We start from the raw sequence: 22,364 nt of genomic DNA, 5'->3' as shown, positions 1-22,364 counted from the left end.
CCTTGTCGTACGACGGGTACTGCCTGCGTTGACGCGCCTTGTCTCGGCCGCTGCGCTCGGTTTTGCTTCCCGAGTCTTGGAGAGCTGAATGGCTTTAATGGCGCGGGCGGAGTGCCGCGCTGTCCATGCCGCCCGCCTCAATTTTGGAGTTTTGCTATGAATGATCTGGTGTTCGCCGGCAACAAGGCGCTGTACCTGGTGCTGCTGATGTCGGCCTGGCCCATCATCGTCGCTACCGCCATCGGCCTGCTGGTGGGCCTGTTCCAGACCGTGACCCAGTTGCAGGAACAGACGCTGCCCTTCGGCATCAAATTGTTCGGCGTCAGCCTGTGTCTGTTCCTGCTGTCCGGCTGGTACGGCGAAACCCTGCTCGGCTTTGGCCGGGAGGTGATGCGCATGGCGCTGGCCAGGGGCTGAGGCGGATGCAGTTTGGCCTGTTCTTCGAAATCCACGGCTGGGTGGCCTCGGCCGCGCTCGGTTTCGCCCGCGTGGCGCCGGTGTTTTTCATCCTGCCTTTCCTGAACAGCAATGTGCTCAGCGGCGTGGTGCGCACCTCGGCCACCATGCTGGTGGCGCTGGGGCTGTGGCCGCATCCGGTGGAGGCGCTGCCGGTCTTTCAGGCGCTGCCCTTCCTCGCGATGATCGCGCGCGAGGCCGCGGTGGGCCTGCTGCTGGGCTGCCTGCTGGCCTGGCCGTTCTGGGTGTTCCACGCACTGGGCAGCATCATAGACAACCAGCGCGGCGCCACCTTGAGCAGCAGCATAGACCCGGCCAACGGGGTGGACACTTCGGAATTGGCCAATATGTTCAATCTGTTCGCCGCCGCGGTTTATCTGCAAGGCGGCGGCATGAGCCTGATGCTGGACTTGTTCCGTCAGAGCTATCAGCTGTGCGACCCGCTTGGCGTTTGCACGCCGGCGCTGCAGCCGACGCTGAGCCTGCTCAATCAGGTGATCAGCAAGGCGGTGGTGCTGGCCAGCCCGGTGGTGGCGGCCTTGCTGCTGTCCGAGGTGGTGCTGGGCCTGCTGTCGCGCTTCGCGCCGCAGATGAACGCCTTCGCGGTGTCGCTGACGGTGAAGAGCGCGGCGGCGCTGCTGATCATGTTGATGTATTTCGGCCCGGTATTGCCCGACACGGTGATGCGGCTGGCCTTCCCGCCGCAGGCATTGCCCGGCTGGCTGAGCGCGCCGGTGCCTTGAGATGTCGAACAAGACTGAACAACCGACGCGCAAACGCCTGCAGGACGCGGCCAAGAAAGGCCAGTCCTTCAAGAGCCGCGACCTGGTGGTGGCCTGCCTGACCCTGTGCGGCGTCGCCTATCTGGTGTCCTTCGGCTCGCTGGTGGAATTGATGGGCGCTTTCCGCCAGGTGATCGCCGGCGGCTTCCAGCAGGATATGCAGGGCTACGCCCAGGCGGTGGTCTGGCTGGGCATCAAGCTGCTGCTGCCCATCTTCCTGCTGTGCATCGTCGCCTCCGCCTTGCCGTCCCTGCTGCAAAGCGGCTTCGTGCTGGCCAGCGAGGCCTTGAAGCTCAATCTGGAAGCCTTGAATCCGGTCAACGGCTTCAAGAAGCTGTTCAGCCTGCGCACGGTGAAGGAGGCGGTGAAGGCGCTGCTGTACTTGACCAGTTTCGTGGTGGCGGTGCTGGTGCTGTGGCACAAGCACAAGGCGCTGCTGTTCGCCCAGCTCAACGGCGACCCGATGGGCATGGCGGCGATCTGGCGCGAACTGCTGCTGGCGCTGGTGCTGACCTGCCTGGGCTGCATCGTCGCGGTGCTGGTGCTGGATGCGATCGCCGAGTACTTCCTGTTCATGAAAGACATGAAGATGGACAAGCAGGAGGTCAAGCGCGAGATGAAGGAGCAGGAGGGCAATCCGGAGATCAAGTCTCGCCGCCGCGAGGCGCATATGGAAATCCTGTCCGAGCAGGTGAAGTCCGACATCGAAAACTCGCGCTTGATCGTGGCCAACCCCACCCATATCGCCGTCGGCATCTATTTCAAGCCGGAGCTGCTGCCCATTCCCTTCATCTCGGTGATGGAGACCAATCAGCGCGCGCTGGCGGTGCGGGCCTACGCGGAGAAGGTGGGCGTGCCGGTGGTGCGCGACATTCCGCTGGCGCGGCGCATTTTCGCCAGCCATCGCCGCTATTCCCTGGTCAGCCTGGACGAGGTGGAGGAAGTGCTGCGCTTGCTGATGTGGCTGGAGCAGGTGGAAAACGCCGGAGCGGAGGCGTCTGAGCCAGCACCGGAGCCGCCGCCGCAGGCGGAGCAGGGGAAGGGCGCGAGCGCCGCCGGCTCTGTTGTGGATAAATCCGCCGGCACGCCCGCTTCTGTGGATAAGCGGGATGGTCAGGAGGGCTGAGCGCATTCACGTCCTCAAAACACGCGGGACCGTGAGCAGGCCCTCGCCTGGCTAAGCCAGCCTCTTCCCTGGCCGCTGCGGTCCCAAAGCCGGCAGGACCGTATTGAACAAGCCCGGATATCCGATGCGCCCCCGTCATGAGCGATTCCTGAATGTTTCCCCCCGTCGGTCGCTGTTAAATGACAGCGACGACGGTCATTTCACACCCAAGACAACCGTCGTCTCTAGCCAGCTCTGCCGGGTTGGTGACAGCGACTAGGAGATGTTTGATGAACCCTGAAGACAGTGTCAGCGACGACCGCCTGGCAGAGATGGTCTGGGAAGCGGTAAGCGAGGGCGCCACCCTGAAAGACGTGCACGGCATTCCGCCGGACATGATGGAAGGCTTGTACGCCCACGCTTACGATTTTTACAACAAGGGAAGGCTCGACGAGGCGGAAACCTTCTTCCGCTTTCTGTGCATCTACGACTTCTACAACCCCGACTACATCATGGGGCTGGCCGCTGTGTGCCAGCTCAAGAAACAGTTCCAGAAGGCCGCCGATCTGTACGCGGTGGCCTTCGCCCTGAGCAAGAACGACTACCGGCCGGTGTTCTTCACTGGGCAGTGCCAGCTGTTCATGCGCAAGGCGGCCAAGGCCAGGCAGTGTTTCGAGCTGGTGTGCGAACAAAGCGACGACGAGTCGCTGCGCGCCAAGGCCCAAGTGTATCTGGACAGTTTGCAGGAGACGGAGGCCGAGCAATCCCGTCAGCAGGAAAAGGAGCAAGCATGAGCGGTAACACTATCGGTCAAAGCTTCAATCTTGACAGTGCCAAGCTGGCGAAAGCGCTATCGGGTAACACCCAGGCGAGCGAGAAATTCGTCGACGCCGCGCAGAAGTCGGCGCAAGCGCTGTTCACGATGCGCGTCAGCGACGACGCCGGCGCCGCCAAGCCGCGCAGCGACTTGAACACGCCGCCGCTGACCCAGCCCACGGCCAAGGCCAAGGAAGAGCTGGACGGCGCGGGCAAGCTGACGCTGCTGCTGGGACAGTTGATGTCCTTGCTGGGCAATGTTTCGCTGTCGCAGCTGGAAAGCCGCATCGCCACCTGGCGCGCGATGATGGAAGCGCAAGTGGCGATGGGCGAGAAACTGTCCAAAGAGTTCCAGGACGCGTTCAAGGCGGCGAGCGAAGCCACCGAGGCGTTGAAAGACGCGGTGGGCAATTACGACAGCGCCAAACAGGCCGCGGACGCCGCCCAGAAGAAAGCCGACGCGGCGCTGGCCAAGCTGAACGGCATGTCGCAGGACGATCCGGGCTACGCCGACGCCCAGGCCGCCAGCCAGCAAGCCTCCAGCGAAGCCGTGCAAGCCAAGCAGAAAGCCGACAAGGCGTTCGACGTGGCGGAAAAGGCCCGCGTGGTGGCGGTGGAAAAGGGCAAGATCGCCGATGACTTGGCCGGCAAGGTGCAAGGCGCCAATGTGGGCGGCGATGTCGCGCGCAAAACCGGCGAGGACAACCTGTCCAATGTGGCCAAGCTAACCATGTTGATGGCGATGTTCGTCGAGCTGGTGGGCAAGAACAGCGAAGAAAGCCTGAAAAACGATCTGGCATTGTTCCAGGCCTTGCAGGAAGGCCGCCAGAAGGAAATGGACAAAAAATCCGCCGAGTACCAGGAAGAAGTGCGCAAGGCGGAAGAACTCAATCGCACCATGGGGTGCATTGGCAAGATTCTAGGCGCGTTGCTGACCGTGGTCAGCGTCGTGGCCGCAGCATTCACCGGCGGCGCCAGCCTGGCGCTGGCCGCGGTGGGCGTCGCGCTGATGGTGGCGGACGAGGTGGTCAAGGCCACCACCGGGGTGTCCTTCATGGAAGAGGCGTTGAAGCCCTTGATGGACAAGGTGCTCAAACCCTTGATGGACCTGATAGGCAAGGCCATTACCAAGGCGCTGGAAAGCATGGGGGTGGACAAGAAGACCGCCGAGCTGGCCGGCTCCATCATCGGCGCGGTGCTGGCAGCGGTGGCCATGGTCGCGGTGATGGTGGTGGTGGCCGTGGTGGGCAAGGGCGCCGCCAGCAAGCTGGGCGGCGCGCTCAGCAAGCTGATGGGCGACGCCATCAAGAAGATGGTGCCCAATGTGCTGAAGGAACTGGCCAAGAACGGCAGCAAGATGTTGACCCAGGGCTTCCAGCGCCTGGCCAACAGCCTGGGCCTGCGCACCGACGCCGCCTCCAAGCAGCTGATGGCCAACACCCTCAACCGCGTGGTGGTGGGCGGGGAAGTGGCGCAAGCCACCACCCAGGCCGGCGGCAATGTGGCGCAGGGCGTGTTCATGAAGAACGCCAGCGACGCGCTGGCCGACTTCACCCTGGCGCGCGCCGCGATGGATCAGATCGAGCAATGGCTGAAGCAGGCGGTGGAAGCCTTCGCCAACACCCAGAAAATCACTCAGGAACTGACCACGATGATGTCTTCCGCGCTGCAGCAGAATGCTGAGGCCGGCCGCTTCGTGCTGCGTCAGAGCCACGCTTGAGTCAGGAGAAAATAGCATGCTGAACACTATCAACACCACGTCCGTCCATACTCTTTTCCCCGCTACGGCGGAATCTGGCGCGGCCGATAAATCGCTGGCGGCCAAGTCGCTGGTGGACATCAAGGACATCCTGCCCATCCTGAACAGCGCCGGCCGCGACGGCAAGGCGCTGGTTGAGGTGATGAGCGGCCCGGAACTGCGCCCGCCGTCCGCCGAAGTGAGCAAGCAGGTGACCGACGGCCTGAAAGCCTATCTGAGCGAAAAAGCCAAGGATCCGGAATTTGTCCAGGACCTGGGCGCCTTGTACCAGAAGGTCGAATCCGGCGTGAACAAGCTGATGAACGACAAGGTCAAGGAACAGGCCGAACAGGGTAAATCCTTCGACATCAGCGGCATGGCGCCTAGCGGCGTGGCGCTGCTGGTGGCCGCCATTGTCTTGATGTCGGCGCTGCGCACCGCCGACAACGCCTTGAGCACCAAGTTGTCGCTGGTCAGCTTCGACGCCACCAAGGCCACCGCCGCCTCCATGGTGCGCGAAGGCATCGCCAACCTGTCCAGCAGCATCGCTCAGGGCGTGGGCCAGATGGCCATTACCGGCGTCGGCGCCAAGAAGAGCTTGAACGGCATCAACGCCGAGCGAGGCGCATTGAAGAACAACGCGCCCAAGCTGGCCAAGGCCGGCGACGAGAGCCGCAACATCCAGACCACGCTGAACCGTCAGAACTCGGTCAAGCTGGGCGCGGAGCCGGACAGCCTGAAGCATGTGGGTCTGAAGTCGCAGCCGGGCGCGGCCAAACTGGGCGCGGGCGAGCCGGGCACGCAGTCCAACGCCGCAGGCAGCGTGGCGGACGGCATGGCCGGCGACAAGATCGGTTTGAAGTCCAGCAACCAGAACCTGGGCAAGCCGCATGAAACCGCCTTGGGCAGCGCCAGCGAGGACTTGCCGGTGAAGAGCCAGATCGAGCAGCAAACGATGGACGACACCAAGCTCAAGGCTCAGGCCAAGCAAACCACCGGTAAGGCGATCATGGACAGCTCGTCCGCGGCCAGCAATATCGCCGGCGGCTCCGGTCGCTACGCCTCCACGCTGGAGCAGTCCGAGCAGCAGATCAGCCAGGCTTCCAGCCGCGTGGCCAATACCGCCTCCGAGGAAACCCGCGAAAGCAGCCGCAAATCCGACAGCTTCATTCAGGAGCTGCTGCGCACCTTGGACAGCATCAGCCAATCCAAGAGCGCGGCCATGGGCGCGGTGGCCGGCAACATCCGCGCCTGATCCGCTAGCCCGGAACCGGATGGGGCCATCCCAGGCGCCATCCGCCGGCCCGGCCATCCCGGTCGGGCCGGCCTTCCACACCATTCATCCCGCCAGCGCCTGGGCGCCTGCCTCGGCGCTGGCCATGCAGGGGAATTTCCATGAACGGCATTCAAACCACATCCTCCTTGCCGCTGACGCGGCCGCAAACGATGGAAACACCGGCCGCCGCGCCGCGAGCCGATGTCGCCGGCGTCGCCGTTGAAACCCGCGCCGCCGCGCCGCAAGGGCCGGAGCTGTCCGCGCTCAATACCGCTCAGAACAAGGCCGACGCGTTGCGCCAGGCCAACGAGGCCGCCCGCCGCACCGTCGAAGGGCAGACCACCTATGAAAGCAAGCTGGCGGACCAGCGCTGGCAGGCGGCGATTGCCGGCGGCGAGCAGCCGGCGGCCGAGCGGCTTAATTTCCAGCGCGGCGCGCTGACGCGGGCGCAGGACCAGGCCCGCGACATGCAGACGCTGAATACTCAGCAACTCAAAAGCGGTCTGGGCGCTTTGGCGCAAAGCGGCTACGTGATGTCCGCCGAGCAACAGTCTAAGCTGCAGTCGGATATCGCCGACGTGTTCGCCGACGCTCCGCCCACAGCGCGGGAATTTGCCGCGCCGATGTTGTACACGGCCCCGGCGCCGGGCGCGGCCAAGGACATGATCTCCGACCGCGAACTGTGGGAAATGATCAGCAAGGCCATCGGCGACATCAAAGACGGCTACCTGGGCGTGTACGAAAACGTGGTGGCTCAGTACACCGAGTTCTACAAGGCGTTCAGCGACATCCTGTCGCAGATGGCGAACTGGATCAAACCCGGCGGCGACGGCAATAAGGTCAAGCTGGATGTCGATGCGCTCAAGGCCGCGCTGCAAAAGCTGAAATCGGATTTCTCCCTGCCCAACAAGGCGGCGGTGCTCTTCCCCTCGCAGGATAAATCGACGGATCCGATCAAGGGCGGCAGCGAAGAGGACGCCAGGAAGTGGGCCAAAGAGATGGGCTTGCCGGATTCCTGCGTCCAGAAGTCGGCGGACGGCAAATGGGTGGTGCTGATCGACATGACGCCGGTCGACACCATGATCCGCGATGTCGGCGCCTTGGGCAGCGGCTCGGCGGTGGAAATGGATAACGCCAAATTCCAGGCCTGGCAGTCCGGTTTCAAGGCGCAGGAAGAAAACCTGAAAAACACCCTGCAGACGCTGACCCAGAAATACAGCAACGCCAACTCGCTGTACGACAACCTGGTCAAGGTGCTCAGCAGCACCATCAGCAGCTGCACGGAAACCGCCAAGTCCTTCCTGCAAGGTTAAGCAGGTGGTTTGACGCCTGAGAACCTGTTCAATGTCTGCTGCGCTTCGTGAAACGTCGCACGGTGAGTGCAAGCTCAAAATGCTCATGTACCACGTGTACATTCCGCTTTTTCGCTCGTTTTCGCCTTGTCTCGCCCTTGCTCGCGAGACTTTGAACAGGCTCTGAGGCCGGGCGCGCCGTCGCCGGCCTCAGGCTCTCGTCAACCGTCATCAACATTTTAGAACCTGTTCACGAACCGCTGGGCTGCGGCGATACGGCGTTAAAAACAAGCTCAAAATGCTTATGTACCCCTCGTACATTCCGCTTTTTCGCTCGTTTTCGCCTTGTCTCGCTCTTGCTCGCAAAATCGTGAACAGGCTCTTAGGAGAGCAACATGCCGGGACTTTCCGGATTATCACGCGCCCATTCCTGCCCGGACCTGTCCGCGCTGTTGAATGGACCGGCGCGGCCGGCCAGCGCCTTGGCGCGGCGGCTGAGCGAGGCGCGCAGCAGCGACGCCGCGCCGCCGCGCCGCCACTCGCTGGCCGATCTGGCCAGCTACAAGGCGGACTACAGCCGCGACAGCGTGGGAGCCTTGTTCGCCGGCTCGTCGCAGTCTCAGCGTCTGGGCGAGTTGTATCAGGGATCGCCCAACCGCTACGCCAAGCTGGAAATCGCCGAATTCGCCAAGGTCTATAGCCAGTTGAGCCAGCAGGAGGGCCTGAGCGAACAGGCGCGCCAGGCGCTGGACGGGCTGGCGCAGCAGTACACCGACAAGATCTTGAAGGACGGCCTGGGCGAAAAATCCGCCTTTGGCCCGTGGACGCCGAGAACCGACAAGCACTATCAGCAGCGCAGCAAGCTGGAGCACAAGCTGGCCGCCATGATGGAGCGGCAATGTCCGGGCGGCGTGTTGCAGCTGGGCAATGACTTCATGCGCCGCGAGGTGGTGCCTTTCATCCTGTCCCGCGTCGAGTCCCACTTGGGGCGTCAGCTGGACGAGAGCACCTGTCAGCGTCTAACCGAACTGGTGGACAGCGCGGCGATGAAGGCTTTTGAAGAACTGCGGCTGCGGCGAGGGGAGTTGATAGAGCAGCGCGGCGTCAGCGTGGGCACGCTGGCGCGCGACCTCGACACCGTCGCCATTCTGCCGCAATTGCTGCGCAGCCTGCTGGAGGGATTGGGCCAGGGCCCGAAAGACCCGGTACAGCCGGAGCCGGTCCGCGCCGATCAGCCCGATCCCGGTCCGGGCCCTCAGCCGAACCCAGGCCCCGGCCCGGCGGAGCCGGGCGAAACGCCGCGGCCGCAGGAAGTGCATTACCACTTCAACTTTAACGACAACAGCCAGGACAACCGTCAGGACAACCGTCAGGACAACCGTCAGGACAACCGGCGTTGGGACAAGCGCGGCGACACCTATCTGGGCGATGTGAACAAGGGCAACCGTCATCACGGCGGAGCGCCCTCGCGCCTGGTGACGTCCTTGCGCATGCCGGCGCCGCAAGTCGCCCGCAGCCAGGACTTGCCCAAGCCGCAGCAGGCTACCGTGTCTGAGGCGCGCCATCCTTTGCTGGACGCGGCCAGCCAAGTGACGGAGGCGATGTCCGAGCTGATGAACACGGCGCAGGGCACGCAGACCGATGCCGGCCAGGCCTTGCGCGATGCGGCCAGCCAGGTGACGGGGGCCTTGTCCGAATTGATGAACACGGCGCAAGGCACGCAGACTGATGCCGGCCAGACCTTGCGGCACGCGGCCAGCCAGGTGTCGACGGCCATGTCCGAGCTGATGAACACGGCCTTGGGCGAGGAAACGCTGGCGACGCCCATTCCCGGCGTGGCGCAAGCGGGCAAGCTGGACGCGACGGCGCGCCAGGCGCGGCTCGACGCGGCAGCCCAGCCGCAAACCGCCAGCCTAGGCGGGGAGTTCGCCGGGCTGTCCTTCCGCGGCGGCCCGCTGCGCAATTTGCCCAGCCAGGCCTATCTGCGCAGCCAGATTTTTCATTCGACGCTGGACGGCCACGCCGCCGGCCGGGAACTGATCAAGGCGCTGCGCGACGCGCTGGAACCCGACGCGGCGCAGCCCTTCGCGCAACGGCGCGAGTTCGAAGCCTTGCGCAACCGGATGTTGCCCAGCGGCCGCATGCAGCAAGACGATTTGCTGCGGCAATTCGCCGATGGCGCGCCGGAAGCGCTGGCCGCCGACGCGCGCCGGCTGGGCGGCGTGTTGGCCGAACATCCCGGCCTGGAGAGGCAGCGTCAGGCGCTGGGCGGTTTTGCGCAAACCCTGATTCGGGAAACCAATTTGTTGCCGCCGGGCGGGCGGGTTAATCCCTTGCTGGGCGAATTCCTGAACGGTTTGGGCCTTCAAGCGCGCAACGCGCCGGCGGCGGATGCCGGCGCTCGCCTGCATCAGGCCGCGCGCGAGGTAGCCGATGGCTTGTCCCAGGTGTTGGACACCGCGGCCGGCCGGCGCGTGGAAGGCGAGTTGCGGGCCGAACGCGTTGATATCCAGCAAGCGGCCAGCACGCCGCTGGACCAGGCGGTTCGCTTGTCGGCCGGAGACGCGCCGGCCGCCGATGCCGGCTCGAGTCTGCATCAGGCCGCGCGACAGGTGGCGGATGGCTTGTCCCAAGTCTTGAACGCCGCAGCCGGCCAGAGCGCGGCCGGCGAACCGGAGGCCAATGGACTAGCGTCTCAGCTTGGCCGCGCGCCGATGGCGGACGCCACGGCTCCGACGGCCGAACGAGACGGCGGCGGTTTTGGCGGGCTCAAGTTCCGCGACGGCAATCTGTACACGCTGCCAACCCAGGCTTATCTGCGCAGCCGCGCCTTCGCGCTGGACGCCGGCAGCGAGCTGATCCGCGCGGTGCGCGGCGCCCTGGAGCCCGACGCGACGCAGCCCTTCGCGCAACGACGCGAGTTTGAAGCGTTGCGCAACCGCGTGTTGCCGGGCAACAGCACCCAGCAAAGCGGCGTGTTGAAGGACTTTGCCGACGGCAAGGCGGGCGCGCTGGGCGACGACGCCGCGCAACTGCGGAAAGTGCTGGCCGAGCATCCGGGCTTGGAGCGGCAGCGCCAGGCGCTGGGCAGTTTTGCGCGCACCTTGATCCGCGAAGCCAATCTGCTGCCGCGCGGCAAGCCGGCCAACCCGCTGGTGGCGGAGCTGTTGAGCGGGCTGGGCCTAGACGCCGCCGCCGAATCACGGCGCGGCGAAGCCTTGAGCGTGTCTTCCGGGGTCACCCTGACCACCGACGGCCTGCATCTCGATACCAACCGCATCCGGGAGCGTAACCGTGGCAATCAGTCTTGAGCAACAAGTGGTGGCGGTAATGGCCTGCTGTTTATCGGTGGAGGAGTCCAAGTTGCAGCCGCAGGCGCGGCTGGTGGATGAGTTGTACGCGGACTCGATGGAGCTGCTGGACATGGTGCTCTTGCTGAACGACGAGTTCGGCATTGAGATTGGCGTCGACGACATCGTCGACATCAAGACCGTGGCCCATGTCTGCCAGGTGGTGGAGCGGCAGCTGGCGCGCCGCGTCGCTCAGTCGCCGCTCGGCTCCGCTTGCGGCAGCGCCGCCTCCAGCGCCTGAAGCAGAACCCGCAGCCGGGCGGCGTCCGGCTGCGGCAGGCGCAGCGCGGTTTGCATTTCCGCCGCCAGCGCCGGCAAGCGCGGCAGGCCGGCGCTGAGGGCCACGCCGTGCAGGCGGTGCGCGTAGTGTTCCGCCTGCGGCCAGTCCCGCGCCAGCAAGGCCTGGCGCAGCGCGGCGGCGTCGGCGTCGCAGCTGTGGCTTAGCAACTGCGTCAGCTCGCCGTCGGGCGGGGCCGGCGCGGCGGGCGCCGGGCCGGGGCGGTGGTCCAGCCACAGCGTCATGATCTGTTCCAGCTGGGCCAGCCTCAATGGCTTGGTCAGGCAGCTGTCTATGCCGCTGTCCAGGCAGCGCTGCTGGTGTTCTATGCCCGTAGTGGCCGAGATGGCGATGATGGGCAGATAGGGCTGCCACTGCAGCGCCGGGTGGCGGCGCAGCCGCAGCGCCAGCTGATAGCCGCTGATGCAGGGGAGGTTGCAGTCCAGCAGCGCCATCGCAAAGCGCTGGCCCTGATCCAGCAAGGCCAGCGCGGCGGCGCCGTTGTCCGCCGTCACCGCGCGGTAGCCCAGTTGCAACAACTGTTGGGCGATGATGAAGCGGTTGGCCGGCTGGTCCTCCACCACCAGGATGGGGTCGCAGGCCTCCTTGAGCGCCGCCGGCGCGCTGACGGCGTCCAGTTCCGCGTCCGCGGCGGCTTCGGCCGGCGAATGGCGCACCGGCAGCCACAGCGTGACCGTGGTGCCGCGCTCCGGCTGGCTGTCCAGCGCGATGCGGCCGGACATCAACTCAACCAGTTGCCGGCAAATCAGTAAGCCCAGCCCGGTGCCTCCGTAGCGTTGCTGGGTATGGTCCGCCTGCGCGTATTCATGAAACAAGCGGGCTTGTTGTTCCGGCGCGATGCCGATGCCGGTGTCGCTGACCTGGATGCATAGCAGCGCCCGTTCCTTTTCTATTTCCTGCAGTTCCAGCCGCAGGCTCACTTCGCCCTGACGTGTGAACTTGACCGCGTTGCTGAGCAGATTGCTCAGAATCTGGCGCAATCGCACCGGGTCCACCACCAGCAGGCGGCTGCACAAACCCAACATTTCCAGCTGTAGTTCCAGCCCTTTCTTTTCCGCGCAAGCGCGATAGATCGCCGCCACGCCGCTGGCCAGCGCCGCCGCGTCGGTGGCCAGCGGCTCCAGGCGCAGCCGCTGGGCGTTGAGCTTGGACACGTCCAGCACATTGTCCAACAGCTCCAGCAAATTCACCGCCGAGGCGTTGGCCAACGCCGCCAGCTCGCGTTCGCGCGGCGGCAGCTCGGCCTGGCGCAGCAGCTCCACCGAGGCCAGCACCGCGTTCATCGGCGTGCGGATTTCATGGCTCATCACCGCCAGGAAGGTGGATTTATCCGCCTCGCTGCGCTGGGCGGCGCGGCGCGCGGTGTGGGCGCGCTGAGCGAACACCAGCAGCAAGAGCAAGACCAGGCCGACGCCAGTCAGCTCCAGCGCGTAGTAGCGGGCGATGGAGCGCCAGGAGGGCGCGCCGTAATCGGTGGTTTGCAGCCAGTCTTCCAGCATGTGCTGGGTATCGTCCGCGGTGAGCTGCGCCAGCGAATCATTGATGATGGACAGCAACTGCGGCTGGTCCTTGTTGACCGCCATTGATACCAGTCTGGGCATTTCGCTGACGCTGCCGGCAATGCGCAGCGAGCCGTAATAGCGGCGGCGGATCACGGACTGCATCACCGCGTCCAGCCCCACCGCGGCGTAGGCCTTGCCGTCCGCCACCGCGTCCAGCGCCGCCAGCGGCGTGGGCGTGGCCACAATGTCCACGGCGGGATAATTCTCGCGCAGGAAGTATTCGTAAGGGTCGCCGCTTTCCACCGCGATGGTTTTGTCGGACAGCTTGGAGGTGCTGAACACGATGGGCTTGTCCGGCTGGGTGACCAGCACGGTGCTGCCGGAAAAGTAGGGATCGCTGAAGCGGATGCGCCGGCCCACCTCCGGCGGAATCAGGCCGGAGGACAGCGCGGTGAGCAGGTCGATGCGGCCGCTCAGCATCATGTCCACCGCTTGCTGGCGGTTGGCCACCGGCACCAGCTCGAAGCGCAGGCCGCTGATATCGGAAATGCGGCTCAGATACGCCTGGGTCAGGCCGCGGTGCTCGCCGTCCTCCATGTATTCGATAGGCCAGCCGTGCGGGTCTATCGCGTAACGCACCACCGGGTGCTTGGCCAGCCAGGCGCGTTCCGTCGGATTGAGGCCGGCGCGGCTGAAGCTGGCCGGGAAGCAGAACGCCAGCAGCAGACAGGAGAACAGCAAGAGGCGCGCGCGCATGGCTTTAGTGGCTGGCCAGCCGGCTTTGCAGCTTGAACAGCTCGTTGTCGCTGCGCAGGCCCAGCTTTTTCAGCGCCGATTGCTTCTGGTTGCTGATGGTTTTGATGCTGCGGGAGAACTTGACGGCGATGTCGCTGACCGTCATGCCGTCCAGACAGCAGCGCAGCACTTCGCGTTCGCGGGGGGATAGCTCCGGGTGATCCAGCAGGCTGCGCCGCATGGCTTTCTGCGGCGCGGGCAGGTTGACGCAGCTTTCATTCAGCGCGGCGCTCATGGCCGGGCTTAGATAGCTGTGGCCGTCGGCCAGCAGGCGGATAGCCGCCACTAGCTCGTCCAGGCTTTGTTCCTTGCCGATGAAACCGTGCGCGCCGCAGCGCAGCGCCAGCGCCACCGTGGCCGGGGTGTAATAGGCCGACATCACCAGGATGCGCACTCGGGCGAAGCGCCGGCGCAGGCCGCGGATCAGGCTGAAGCCGTCGATGTCGCCGGGGCTGAGCGCGTAATCGGTGACCACGACGTCGACGCCGTCGTGCTGCTTCAGATGCTGGATCAGCGGCGCGCTGCTGGTGAATTGTCCGGCCACGTTCAGGTCCGTTTCATCGGCCAGGCGGCCGGCCAGGCTGTTCAGCACCATCAGGTGATCATCCAGCAAGGTGATCTGTATCGGCTGGCTCCGCAATGATTTGGCATCAGGCATATGAGTATCCCAACAGATGGCGGCGAGGCTGCGCCTTGCGCCATGGTTATGTCTCTGAACCTGTGTACTCTGTTGCGCGGGCGGCGGCTCCGGTTTCGCTCCGGCATCAGGCTTGGTATAGGCCATTACGCAAAGGTTTGGCGGCAGGGAATGCTTGCGCCGCCGGTCTGGCCGGTTGAGGAAACGGAGAGTGGAATGGCGGGACGGGCCAGGTCGCTGCGGCGCGGCCGGCGTTGCCTGCGGCGGGGCCGGAGGCGAAAGCGTGCGCATTCGTGATCTCGTTCCCCGGATTGTTAAAGACAGCCAGCAGGCCATTATTCCGCGCCGGCTGCGCCTTGTGAAGCGATTTCGATGCCTGTCGGCGGCGTTTAGCGCGCTGGCATGGAGTCGGCGGCGAGGACCGCCGCCGGAGGAGGGGGACGCGCTGATCAGAAAGTGTTTACGATCTCGCGAGCTAAGGCGAGACAAGGCGAAAACGGCTGAGAAAGCGGAATGGTCGAGTGGTACATGAGCATTTCGAAGCGGTACTCACCGTGCCACGTCTCACGACGCGAAGCAGATCGTAAACAGGTTCTTAGAAACCCGAGAGCACGATCTTGCCCTTGGCCCGGTTGCTTTCCAGCAAAGCGTGGGCGCGCTTCAGGTTGGCGGCGTCGATGCGGCCGAAGCGTTCGGCCACCGTGCTGCGGATCAGGCCGGCGTCCACCAGCTCGGCCAGCCGGTTCAAGAGCAGATGTTGTTGAATCTGGTCGTCGGTGCCGAATAGCGAGCGGGTATACATGAACTCCCAATGCAGCGACACGCTCTTGCGCTTCAGCTCGCGCACGTCCAGGGCCGCCGGATCGTCGATCAGCGCCAGCTTGCCCTGCGGCGCGATGGCGGCGGCGATCTCCTTGAAGTGGGCGTCGGTCTGATTCAGGCTGGCCACGTAATCCACTTGGGCATAACCGATGCGCTTGAGCTCCTCGCTCAGCGGGAGGCGGTGGTCGATCACATGGTGAGCGCCCAGCTCCTTGACCCAGGCCTGGGTTTCCGGCCGCGAGGCGGTGCCGATCACGGTCAGCCCGGTCAGCCGGCGCGCCAGCTGCACCAGGATGGAGCCGACGCCGCCGGCCGCGCCCACCACCAGCAAGCTCCGGCCGCTGGGCGCGCGGTTGTCCAGCACTTGCAGCCGGTCGAACAACAGCTCCCAGGCGGTGATGGCGGTCAGCGGCAAGGCGGCGGCCTGTTCGAAGTCCAGGCTGTGCGGCATGTGGCCGACGATGCGCTCGTCCACCGCGTGCAGCTCGCTATTGGCGCCGGGGCGGTGCAGCGCGCCGGCGTACCACACCTTGTCGCCGGGTTGGAACAGGCTGACCTTGCCGCCCACCGCGCGCACCACGCCGGCGGCGTCCCAGCCCAGTACCTTGGCTTGGCCGGCCTCCGGCGCCGCGCCGGCGCGGACCTTGGTGTCCACCGGATTGACCGAGACGGCTTTAACCTCCACCAGCAGATCATGCTCGCCGATGACGGGTTCAGGTAGTTGCACGTCCTGCAGCGATTCCGGATGCTCGATCGGCAGGTTCTGGTAATAGGCGACGGCTTTCATCTTGGCGTTCTCCATTAGGGTTGATGGAGCGGATGTTATTCCTGTTTTTCCTGGCGAAAAGCCGGCTAAAATTCGATTCAGTTTCAAAGAATTTTTGACAATCATGGTCCGTTTCGAAGATTTGCAGGTATTCGTCCGCGCCGCGGACAACGGCAGCCTGTCCGCCGCCGCGCGCCAACTGGACCTGAGCCCGGCGGTGGCCAGCGCGGCGTTGAAGCGGCTGGAAAAAACCGTGGGCGCGCAATTGCTGGCGCGTTCCACCCGCAGCCTGCGGTTGACCCTGGCCGGAGAGCGCTATCTGGCCCATGCGCGCGCCGCGCTGGAAGCGGTGGAGGCCGGCGGCCAGGCGCTGGCCTTGCAGCAGCAGGCGCTGAGCGGGGAGCTGTCGCTGTCCATGCCGTCGGACCTGGGGCGCAGCCGGCTGCGCGGCTGGCTGGACGCCTTCCTTGAGCGGCACGCCGGCCTGAGCCTGCAATTGCGGATCAGCGACAGGGTGGCGGATTTGTACCGGCAGCCGGTGGACGTGGCCCTGCGCTACGGCGTGCCGGAAGACTCCAGCCTGGTGGCCCTGCCGCTGGCGCCGGACAACCGCCGGGTGTTGTGCGCATCGCCGGACTATCTGGCGCGCCACGGCCGGCCGCAGTCGCCGCAGGAACTACGCCGCCATCAATGCCTGCGGCTGGTGTTGGGCGCGGCTTTGCACGAGCGTTGGAGTTTCAGCCAGGGTCCGCTGCGGGAGCAGGTGACGGTGGACGGCCGCCGCCAGAGCGACGACGGTGAAGTGGTGCGGCGTTGGGCGTTGGACGGGCTGGGCATCGCCTATAAATCGCGGCTGGACGCGCTGGACGACTTGCGCGCCGGCCGTCTGCTGCCTTTGCTGGAAGATTGGCAGACCGAAGCCGCGCCGCTGTGTCTGGTGATCCCGCATCGTCTGATGCTGTCGCCGGCGGTGGCGGCGCTGCGCGAGCATTTGCAGGCTTGCCTGGAGGATTACCTGGCTGCGTCTTGAGCGTTGGTTTTCGGTGGGGGGTGGTGGGTATCGCCTGTCGGCTCCACCCACCCTACAAACCGCCCTTGCGTAGGGTGGGGGGAGCGCAGCGATACCCACGCGGACATGCGACGGAATCCATCCTTGGGTTTTGATGGCGAGGTTTGGTGGGTATCGCCTACCGGCTCCACCCACCCTACAAATACCCCGACAAACCATTCGCCGTAGGGTGGGGGGAGCGCAGCGATACCCACCAGCTGAGGTCAGCGCTTGCGCAGGCGGATGCGGCGGAAGCGCGCTTCCAGCTTGAGCCTTTGCCCCTGCGCCAGGTAGATCTGATGTTGGCTATCCACATGGCGATAGACCCGGACCCGGTCGGCGCCCAGCAGCATCATGATTTCCAGATAGTTGAAGAAACCCATCCACTGGCCACGTCCGTCGCGGTCGTCAAAATCGATGTCGCGGGCCACGCGGCTGAGCAGGCCTTTGCCGACGTATTCGCGGTTGTCCTTCATCCATTGCAGCAGATGAGCGGCACATTCGCGGCCGTAGCTGACATTGGCGGGATAGTCCTTGCTGGGCGTGGGCATTTGCCAGTAATGCCGATAGGTGCGGCCGGGGCAGAGGCGAACAAAGGGAAGCAAGGCTTCCTGCTGTTCCAGCGAGTGCAGTTTGTAGCGGCGACGACGGGGGAAGTTTTGAGAATGTTGCATGGTGTTTCTCCTGCTGTGACACAAGATAAACCACCTACCGGGGAAGCTGAGGTATTAGGCAGGCGCGTGAGCGGATTGGCGTACCGGGTGAGCTTTCAAGCCGGTGAGTGCATAGCACTCTCCTCCCACGCACCTGCCGAATGGCGCTGCAATGGAAAAGCAACCTACGCAGCACGCTGCGCAGGTTTGTTAAAGCTCACGACGGGACGCCAATCCCGGTGCCGCATGTGGGCGGCAACGGGGGGATTGTTGCCGAGGGGGCGGTTGGGGTCAAGGTGGGGTGGTTGGTGTGGCTAGGTGGGTGGGTTTTATATCCGCTGCGCGGATGATGTTTTTGGTGCCGGTTTCCACGCAGACCGAGCGAGGCAAGCGCAGCGTCGCGAGGGAATAAGGCAGGGAAAGGAGAGTTGTTTGGCCAAATATCCTCTCCACTTTTAACGAACGCATCAACGACGAAGAAGTGGCAATGATGCGCGACTACCGCAGTGCTAAACGCCTACGCGAGAATTGCCATCGATAAGCTCGATTTGGCGCAATGCTAAACGGAATCGCCGGGTTTGATTAAGGCCGTTGTCGGGCAACATGTAAAACCCGAAGCACCCGGAGTTGATCAGTTACTAAATCGTAAACGCAGACATAGTTGCGATGAAGAACCCACTCTCTAGTGCCGGCAACACGCCCTGCCCGGCCCAACTCAGGATGTAGAAGCAGCCGGGAGGCCTGTTGCTCAAAAAGCTCATCAAGATCAAGGGCCGCTATTGGGTTATCTGCTGCAATGTATTCAAAAATGGCTTCGCGATCCGCCACCGCATCAGGCGTCCAAGCCAGCTTCATCGTTCGGCCATTCTCCGGCGTAACTCCGCCCTCTTGGCAGCAAAATGCGCCTCTACCTGATCGCCAGGAAGCAGTTCACCCGCATTCGCTTGGTCCAGCCCTTGTTGGATCTGGCTACGGAACCACTGATCATACTCAGCGGCCTCCTCATTCTTTCGCACCACTTCGCGCATAAAGTCACGGAGTAGCTGGGCGCCCGTGCGATCCTGCAATTTGGCCACCTTGGCAAACTCCTGCTTCAGAGACTCATCGACACGGAAAGTAAAAGTCGCTTCGCTCATGGCGTTCTCCTATGTGTTACAAGGCACTTAACAAGTAATAAAATCATACGCATCAGAGTGCTACATAGCAAACTGGACGATCAACGCCACTGGCATTGCCACTCTCATTCGTGAGAAAAAGGACAAGCTTTATCCAATTGCCCTGCAAGCCAGTACTGGCGCACCTTCGGGCGAGCAATCCCGGGTCTGTCGCTTCGCCAGGATCTGCCCGCCGCGCTGAACGGTTGAATGGAGGCATTCTCCCGTCTGCATGCCAAGGGAATGCCGCAACCAGTTTAACGGCTGACCCGCTGTCCCGCGAGCAAGCTCAGCCCCCGGCGGTACGGGCCTGCCAAGCAGGATCGCTGGCGAAACGCTCCACCAGAAAATCCAGCATCGCGCGCAAAGTCGCCGGCATCTGCCGGCGCGAGGTGTAAATACCGTAAATGCCCAACTCCTGCGGCTGATACTCCGGCAACAAAGCCACCAACTGACCGCTGGCGATCAGCGGCGCCGCGGAATACAAGGGCTGCAAAGTGATGCCCGCGCCGGCCGCGGTGGCGGATAACAACACCATGGACTCATTGGCGCTTAGATTGCCGCTGACCGGCACCGCCAACTGCTCGCCGTGACGCTGAAAGCGCCACAGACTCTTGCCAAAGTACGAGTAAGTCAGACAGTTGTGCAGAGACAAATCCTCCAGCCGCTTGGGCGCGCCGTGGGCGGCCAGGTAGGCCGGGGAGGCGCAGATCACCGACGCGCAACTGGCCAGCGGCCGGGCAATCAGACTGGGGTCCAAGGCATTGGTGATACGGATGGCCAGATCAATTCTTTCTTCCACCAGATTGACCGCGCGGTTGCTGATCTGCAGATCAATGGCGGTTTGCGGAAAGCGGCGCAGAAACTCGGTCACCGCCCCCGCCAGCGCGTCCTGCGCCAGCGACTGCGCGCAACTGATGCGCAACAGCCCCTGCGGCTGGCCTGGGTCCGCGCTGTTGGCCGCCGGCATCTGACCGGCGATTTCCAGCATCTGCCGGCAACGCGCCAGCGTCTCCTCGCCGGCCGGGGTCAGGCTTAGCCGCCGCGTGGTGCGGTGCAGGAGCCGGGTGCCGGCCCATTCCTCCATCTCCGCCAGATAACGGGTGATCATCGCCCGCGACATGTCCAGAGTCTCCGCCGCGGCCACCAGGCTGCCGCGTTCGGTAATGGTCACAAACACTTGCGCCGCGGTGATCCTATCCATGATTCGCTCGATTCATGCAACTAACCATTGCTTATTATCCGGTTTTTGATTCGAAAATAGCAATCTATGATTCACATCAGGCTTGCTACCAAGCCGACCAATCTCAAATTCACCAAATGGAAACCATCATGATCCAACACCGCATTTCCGGCAGCTTTGTAGCAGGCGCCCTGTGGATGTCCGCCGCCTTCGCCCAAGCCGACGCTTTGAAAGTCGATGTCTACAACCCCGGCGCCAAGAGCCTGTTCCCGGTGTCCTCGGAACTGGTCACCGGCAAGAGCGAGGCTGTGCTGATCGACGCTCAGTTCCAGCGCAACGACGCCGAGGCCCTGGTAGCCAAGGTCAAGGCCAGCGGGAAGAAACTGACCACGGTGTTCATTTCCCATCCGGACCCGGACTTCTACTTTGGCCTGGACGTGATCAAGGCCGCCTTCCCGGACGCCAAGGTGCTGGCCACCGCCTCCACTATTGAGGCGATCAAGGCCAGCAAGGACGGCAAGATGGCCTACTGGGGCCCGATCTTGAAGGACAACGCGCCCAAGACCGTGATCGTGCCGGAGCCTATCCAGGGCGACACCCTGAAAGTGGACGGCCAGAAGTTGCAAGTGATGGGTCTGAAAGGCCCGACTCCGGACCGCACCTATATCTGGGCGCCGTCGATCAAAACCGCGATGGGCGGCGTGCTGACCTACGGCAATATGCATGTCTGGACCGCGGACACCCAAACTCCGAAAGACCGCGCCGACTGGCAGAAGTCGCTGAAAAACCTGCAGGCGTTGAAGCCCAAGGTCGTGGTGCCGGGCCATTTCCTGAACAATGCGCCGCACACCCTGGCTTCGGTGAAGTTCACCAGCGACTACCTGAAAACGCTGGAAGCGGAACTGCCCAAGTCCAAGAACTCGGCCGAACTGGTGACGGCGATGAAGCAGCGCTATCCGAAGCTGGAAGGCGTGGCGGATCTGGAGCTGAGCGCCAAGGTGCTTAAGGGCGAGATGAAGTGGCCGCAATAAGGCTCTGAGGGCAGCCAGCGAAAGTCCTGATGCTGCGCGGCGCCGACTTGCCGTGTCGGCGTCGGCGCGCCTTGCCTCAGGATTTGTTTGCCGCCCTTTATATTTTCTACGCCTGATGATTTGAATGTATGGCCGCCCGCGTTGCGGGTGGCGCAAGAAAGGAAACCGCCATGTCCGGCATTATTTTGCACACTATTTTCGATCCGCTCTGCGGCTGGTGCTACGGCGCCGCGCCCTTGCTGGAAGCCGCGCGCGGCGTGCCGGGCTTGACGGTGGCGCTGCACGGCGGCGGCATGATGGTGGGCGCCAATCGCCGCCAGGTCAGCCCGGAGTGGCGCCAATTCGTATTGCTGCACGACCGCCGCATCGCGGAAGTCTCCGGCCAGCCTTTCGGCGAAGCTTATTTCGACGGCCTGCTCAAGGATCACGGCGCGGTGATGGATTCCGCGCCGCCCACCACCGCTGTTCTGGCGGCGGAGGAAACGGCCGGCAGCGGCTTGGAACTGTTGCACCGCATCCAGCGCGCCCACTTCGTGGAAGGCCGCCGCATCGCGGAGTTTCCGGTGCTGGCCGAACTGGCCGCCGACATCGGCCTGGACGCGGACGCTTTCGCCGCGGCTTACCATCGTTTGGAAGGCGCGGTTACCGACACCCACTTCCAGGAAAGCCGCCGGCTGTTGGCCCAAGCGGGCGGCCAGGGTTTTCCCACGTTGGCGTTGGAGGAAAACGGCGGCTTGACGGTGCTGGACCTGGGCGCCTACCTGGGCCGGCCGGATGCCTGGCGCGCCCGCCTGAGCCAGGCCGCGTCCAGCGCGGCCCCGGCTGCGACGGAGGCCTTGGCCTGCGGCCCGGACAGCTGTGTGTTGCCGCAATGAAGGAAGGGCATGAGCAAACCGATTTTTGGATGGAACAACATGAACGCTAATCAAACCCTGGGCCAGGGCCACCTGAGCAATGTGGACATCGTCCGCGCCACTTACGAAGGCGATTCCGAGGCCAACGGCCGCAATCTCTTGGCCGCGCTGGCGCCGGACGCGGAGTGGACGGAAGCCGCCGGCTTTCTCTACGCCGGCACCTATGTGGGCGCGGAGTCCATCGTCAAGAACGTGCACGAGCGGCTGGGCCGCGAGTGGGAAGGCTACCGCGCGGCGGTGGACAGCTTCTACGACGCCGGCGAACACGTGATCGCCCAAGGTTTCTACCATGGCGTCTACCGCGCCACCGGCAAAGGCTTTGTCGCCTCTTTCGCCCATATTTACACGCTTCGCGACGGCAAGATCGTCAAGTTCGTGCAGATTGTGGACAGCGCCAAGGTGCTGGAAGCGATGCGGGCTTGAGAGCCTGTTTACGATCTGTTGCGTGTCGATAGAGACATTGTGCGATGAGTGCCCGCTTCGGAATGCTCATGTACCACTCGACCATTCCGCTTTCGCAGCCGTTTTCGCCTTGTCTCGCTCTTGCTCGTGAGCTCCTGAACTCCTGAACCGGTTCTGAGAGCCTGTTCACGATCTTTTGAGCAACAGCACGAGGAAGGCTAAATGGATGAACTGCAAGCTGGTATTGAGTTTCCGCTCGCAGTTCTTCCATAACCGTCGGCATTTCTCAAGCCAAGCAAATGAGCGCTCCACCACCCAACGTTGAGGCATCACCGCAAATTGGT

21 protein-coding genes are annotated in these 22,364 nt (G+C 63.9%); 13 read left to right on the top strand and 8 right to left on the bottom strand.

Annotated features, from left to right (window positions below):
* Positions 1-156 precede the first annotated feature (156 nt).
* From B0T39_RS17575 to B0T39_RS17535, 9 genes are all read left to right on the top strand, one after another.
* Positions 157-417, top strand: coding sequence for an EscS/YscS/HrcS family type III secretion system export apparatus protein (locus tag B0T39_RS17575; protein ID WP_019104573.1), 261 nt, complete (start codon positions 157-159; stop codon positions 415-417).
* Between the two features lie 5 nt (positions 418-422).
* Positions 423-1,199 (top strand): type III secretion system export apparatus subunit SctT, encoded by a 777-nt coding sequence (sctT, locus tag B0T39_RS17570; protein WP_081548839.1) that lies wholly within the window; start codon positions 423-425, stop codon positions 1,197-1,199.
* 1 nt (position 1,200) lies between these two features.
* Positions 1,201-2,364, top strand: coding sequence for an EscU/YscU/HrcU family type III secretion system export apparatus switch protein (locus B0T39_RS17565; RefSeq protein WP_081548837.1), 1,164 nt, complete (start codon positions 1,201-1,203; stop codon positions 2,362-2,364).
* A gap of 269 nt (positions 2,365-2,633) precedes the next feature.
* A complete protein-coding gene (gene sicA / locus B0T39_RS17560; RefSeq protein WP_081548835.1) occupies positions 2,634-3,137 on the top strand; it encodes a type III secretion system translocator chaperone SicA in 504 nt (167 codons plus the stop codon).
* Complete coding sequence (locus B0T39_RS17555; protein WP_081548833.1) at positions 3,134-4,879, top strand: type III secretion system needle tip complex protein; 1,746 nt, start codon at positions 3,134-3,136, stop codon at positions 4,877-4,879. Before sicA ends, B0T39_RS17555 begins: the two co-directional genes overlap by 4 nt.
* A gap of 16 nt (positions 4,880-4,895) precedes the next feature.
* On the top strand, positions 4,896-6,152 hold the full coding sequence (locus B0T39_RS17550) for an IpaC/SipC family type III secretion system effector (RefSeq protein ID WP_176219593.1): 1,257 nt from the start codon (positions 4,896-4,898) through the stop codon (positions 6,150-6,152).
* A gap of 140 nt (positions 6,153-6,292) precedes the next feature.
* Positions 6,293-7,486: a type III secretion system needle tip protein SctA gene (gene sctA / locus B0T39_RS17545; RefSeq protein ID WP_141111283.1), complete on the top strand. Its 1,194-nt coding sequence runs from the start codon at positions 6,293-6,295 to the stop codon at positions 7,484-7,486.
* A 374-nt stretch (positions 7,487-7,860) separates the two neighbouring features.
* Positions 7,861-10,776 carry a hypothetical protein gene (locus B0T39_RS17540; RefSeq protein WP_081548831.1) on the top strand — a complete coding sequence of 972 codons (2,916 nt, stop codon included), beginning with the start codon at positions 7,861-7,863 and terminating at the stop codon, positions 10,774-10,776.
* Complete coding sequence (locus B0T39_RS17535; protein ID WP_141111282.1) at positions 10,760-11,056, top strand: acyl carrier protein; 297 nt, start codon at positions 10,760-10,762, stop codon at positions 11,054-11,056. The genes B0T39_RS17540 and B0T39_RS17535 overlap by 17 nt, the downstream gene beginning before the upstream one ends.
* On the opposite strand, the gene B0T39_RS17530 is transcribed toward B0T39_RS17535, so the two are convergent.
* The 3 genes from B0T39_RS17530 to B0T39_RS17520 form a co-directional block, all read right to left on the bottom strand.
* Positions 11,008-13,371 carry an ATP-binding protein gene (locus B0T39_RS17530; protein ID WP_081548827.1) on the bottom strand — a complete coding sequence of 788 codons (2,364 nt, stop codon included), beginning with the start codon at positions 13,369-13,371 and terminating at the stop codon, positions 11,008-11,010. The genes B0T39_RS17535 and B0T39_RS17530 overlap by 49 nt on opposite strands.
* A 4-nt stretch (positions 13,372-13,375) precedes the next feature.
* Entirely contained in the window at positions 13,376-14,068 is a 693-nt protein-coding gene (locus B0T39_RS17525; protein WP_081548825.1) for a response regulator transcription factor, read from the bottom strand.
* Positions 14,069-14,642: 574 nt separating this feature from the next.
* Entirely contained in the window at positions 14,643-15,656 is a 1,014-nt protein-coding gene (locus B0T39_RS17520) for a zinc-binding alcohol dehydrogenase family protein (RefSeq protein WP_081548913.1), read from the bottom strand.
* Between the two features lie 103 nt (positions 15,657-15,759).
* On the opposite strand from B0T39_RS17520, the gene B0T39_RS17515 reads away from it, so the two are divergent.
* Entirely contained in the window at positions 15,760-16,665 is a 906-nt protein-coding gene (locus B0T39_RS17515; RefSeq protein WP_081548823.1) for a LysR family transcriptional regulator, read from the top strand.
* 242 nt (positions 16,666-16,907) lie between these two features.
* Here the strand turns inward: B0T39_RS17515 and B0T39_RS17510 are convergent, their stop codons facing one another.
* The 4 genes from B0T39_RS17510 to B0T39_RS17495 form a co-directional block, all read right to left on the bottom strand.
* Positions 16,908-17,357, bottom strand: coding sequence for a hypothetical protein (locus tag B0T39_RS17510; protein WP_081548821.1), 450 nt, complete (start codon positions 17,355-17,357; stop codon positions 16,908-16,910).
* A gap of 561 nt (positions 17,358-17,918) precedes the next feature.
* Positions 17,919-18,191: a type II toxin-antitoxin system RelE/ParE family toxin gene (locus tag B0T39_RS17505; RefSeq protein WP_081548819.1), complete on the bottom strand. Its 273-nt coding sequence runs from the start codon at positions 18,189-18,191 to the stop codon at positions 17,919-17,921.
* Positions 18,188-18,472: a CopG family ribbon-helix-helix protein gene (locus B0T39_RS17500; protein ID WP_081548817.1), complete on the bottom strand. Its 285-nt coding sequence runs from the start codon at positions 18,470-18,472 to the stop codon at positions 18,188-18,190. Before B0T39_RS17500 ends, B0T39_RS17505 begins: the two co-directional genes overlap by 4 nt.
* 307 nt (positions 18,473-18,779) lie before the next feature.
* A complete protein-coding gene (locus B0T39_RS17495) occupies positions 18,780-19,694 on the bottom strand; it encodes a LysR family transcriptional regulator (protein WP_081548815.1) in 915 nt (304 codons plus the stop codon).
* 128 nt (positions 19,695-19,822) lie between these two features.
* On the opposite strand from B0T39_RS17495, the gene B0T39_RS17490 reads away from it, so the two are divergent.
* The 3 genes from B0T39_RS17490 to B0T39_RS17480 all read left to right on the top strand — a co-directional run bounded on the left by B0T39_RS17490 (position 19,823) and on the right by B0T39_RS17480 (position 22,041).
* Complete coding sequence (locus B0T39_RS17490) at positions 19,823-20,704, top strand: MBL fold metallo-hydrolase (protein WP_081548911.1); 882 nt, start codon at positions 19,823-19,825, stop codon at positions 20,702-20,704.
* A 170-nt stretch (positions 20,705-20,874) separates the two neighbouring features.
* Positions 20,875-21,579 (top strand): DsbA family protein, encoded by a 705-nt coding sequence (locus B0T39_RS17485; RefSeq protein WP_081548814.1) that lies wholly within the window; start codon positions 20,875-20,877, stop codon positions 21,577-21,579.
* 39 nt (positions 21,580-21,618) lie between these two features.
* Positions 21,619-22,041: a nuclear transport factor 2 family protein gene (locus B0T39_RS17480; RefSeq protein WP_081548909.1), complete on the top strand. Its 423-nt coding sequence runs from the start codon at positions 21,619-21,621 to the stop codon at positions 22,039-22,041.
* Between the two features lie 165 nt (positions 22,042-22,206).
* Here the strand turns inward: B0T39_RS17480 and B0T39_RS17475 are convergent.
* On the bottom strand, positions 22,207-22,364 hold a 158-nt coding region (locus B0T39_RS17475), incomplete at its 5' end, for a transposase (protein WP_141111204.1).

It is taken from the genome of Chromobacterium haemolyticum, assembly GCF_002081825.1.
GTDB lineage: Bacteria > Pseudomonadota > Gammaproteobacteria > Burkholderiales > Chromobacteriaceae > Chromobacterium > Chromobacterium fluminis.
Note: the sequence above shows the minus strand (reverse complement) of the source record. Positions and strands in the feature narration are given on the sequence as shown.